This window comes from Chitinophaga sp. (genome assembly GCF_036566945.1).
In the GTDB taxonomy this organism is placed as follows: Bacteria; Bacteroidota; Bacteroidia; order Chitinophagales; family Chitinophagaceae; genus Chitinophaga.
Window position 1 is genome coordinate 1 of sequence record NZ_DATCVJ010000102.1, and the last position, 2,132, is coordinate 2,132.

Annotated in this window: 3 protein-coding genes and 1 tRNA gene; 1 reads left to right on the forward strand and 3 read right to left on the reverse strand. The window is 46.4% G+C overall.

Going from position 1 to position 2,132, the window contains the following annotated elements; translation table 11 throughout:
- The coding region (locus VIP81_RS03010; protein ID WP_331956999.1) for a hypothetical protein at positions 1 to 206 on the forward strand (206 nt) is incomplete at its 5' end.
- Positions 207 to 223: 17 nt separating this feature from the next.
- Here VIP81_RS03010 and VIP81_RS03015 read toward each other — a convergent pair.
- From VIP81_RS03015 to VIP81_RS03025, 3 genes are all read right to left on the reverse strand, one after another.
- Positions 224 to 294 (reverse strand) — tRNA-Gln (locus VIP81_RS03015).
- A gap of 186 nt (positions 295 to 480) precedes the next feature.
- Entirely contained in the window at positions 481 to 1,521 is a 1,041-nt protein-coding gene (locus VIP81_RS03020) for a glycosyltransferase family 9 protein (protein ID WP_331957000.1), read from the reverse strand.
- A gap of 12 nt (positions 1,522 to 1,533) precedes the next feature.
- A partial coding sequence (locus VIP81_RS03025) for a DUF4254 domain-containing protein (protein WP_331957001.1) occupies positions 1,534 to 2,132 on the reverse strand: 599 nt, incomplete at its 5' end.

The following is a 2,132-nucleotide window of genomic DNA, read 5'->3' on the forward strand; positions in this document are numbered from 1 at the left end:
CTCTAAAACCCCCGCGGGTAATAGCATCTCTACAAGTTTACGAAAGTTCTGATCCACGTGCGTCGTTGGCTAATCTGATGCAAAACAACTATTTTTCTACTAATCCCCCAAGTTTTCAACTTGATCCCTTTTCCTGGGTTAGGAAGCAGACATCTGGCCATCGTCATTTTCTTGAAAAGGAAAAGCGTGATACAATTTATCAGTAAAATTGTATCACGCTTTGTTGCCCAACCTGGATTCGAACCAAGACAAGCAGAACCAAAATCTGCTGTACTACCATTATACTATTGGGCAATACCCTTGTTGTTTGGGATGGCAAAAGTATAACTTTTTTTATTTCTGCAAAAAAAACTTGCAATATTTTTTAAATATCCTTTAAAATCCTTTGCTGTAAAGCCTTATAAAACTACTGTATCCTGCTTTTCCCTGCCGAAAAGGGTTTCAATCGCCCATACAGCTGCCATCCTTTACCCCAAAGCGTTATGAAATTATCTTATTTACCTTTTCCGCTATCTGTGCAGGTTTTATCCACTCCATACAGGCGTGGTCCCCTCTGAAACAGGGTTTGTTACCAAATACGGAACAGGGCCTGCAAGTAAGATCGCTGATCTGCACTGCATTGTCTTCCGCTTGTGCATATCCCATAAAGCCGGCAAAAGGGTGAGTGGCGCCCCAAACCGATACCACTGGTATCCCAAACAGAGAAGCCAGGTGCATATTGGCCGAATCCATGCTGATCATCACATCCAGCTGGCTGATGACCGCCATTTCTTCCGTTAGGGAAAAACGCCCCGCTACTACAATCGCTTCCGGATATTTGGCCGATAGCTCCGTTAGCAGCGCTACTTCCTGTTTTCCGCCTCCCATCAGTAATACCCGCTGATTAGGTTCCTGCAACAGCATTTCCAGTACGGCACTCATTTTTTCCAGCGGGTACATCTTTTCGCGATAGGTGGCAAAAGGAGCCATTCCTATCCACTTTTCCGCCCCTTTGGCACCAGTGATAGCTGTAACAGCATCAGTCAAAGGACGAGGCGTAAAAACGGGTTTACGGCCCATTTCACAATGAAGTCCTAACTGCCTGAAAACAACCGCATAGCGTTCAATAGTAGACCTAAGTGGTTGCAATATTTTATGCTCCCGGCGCGTCAGCGCTTTCTTCTCCGCACGGCCTTTATCGATCGATGCCACCCGCGTGCCGGTCAACCGGAAAAAGGTCCGGATAATTTTGGAGCGCAACACATTATGTAAATCGGCTACCGCATAGATACGATACGCCTTTTTTATCTCGCGGAATAAACAATACAGGCCTTTTACACCTTTGTGAACACCTTTAACATCTGCCGGAAAAAAGGTGAGCCGGGGAATTCCCCCACACAACGCCCCCCAGTTCCGGTTGGTCACAAAAACAATCTCCACATCCGGATTATCCTCCAGTACCTGCTTCATAACAGGTATGGTCATGGCTACATCGCCCATGGCCGACAACCGGGTAACCAGTATCGTTTTAACAGTGCCCAATGATTTGCAGGTTTATTTTTCGGTTTTGTATAAAACTGGATTAAGAGAAGGATCGTTATACATCTTCATCTGCTTGTATACCTTCATAAACTTTTTACCCGCTTCAATATCCGCCAGCAGCGCTTCTATCGCAGTGCCCAGATCCTGTTGCTGTTCGAGCAGAATGTCCAGTTTTTTCTGACAGGCAGCCCGGTGCTCCGGCGTCGCGTCTGCACGATTGGCCTCTTCCTGCATGTGATAAATCTTCAGCGCCAGGATAGACAAACGGTCTATTGCCCAGGCCGGACTTTCGGTATTAATGCTGGCATCAGCCGCTGTTGTTACCTTGCCGAATTTTTCCAGGAAATAACTGTCGATATACTCCACTACGTCGGTACGTTCCTGGTTGGAACGGTCTATCCAGCGTTTAATGCCCAGGGCTTCTACCGGGTCTATTTTAGGATCACGGATAATATCTTCCAGGTGCCACTGCACCGTGTCTATCCAGTTTTTCAGGAAAAGCAGGTGTTCAATGCTGCTCTTTTCATAAGGATTGGAAATGGCCTGATGCACATCATTGCGCTCGTGGTAGGCCGCGATACTCTGGTTAAATATCTTATTGCACAGTTGTG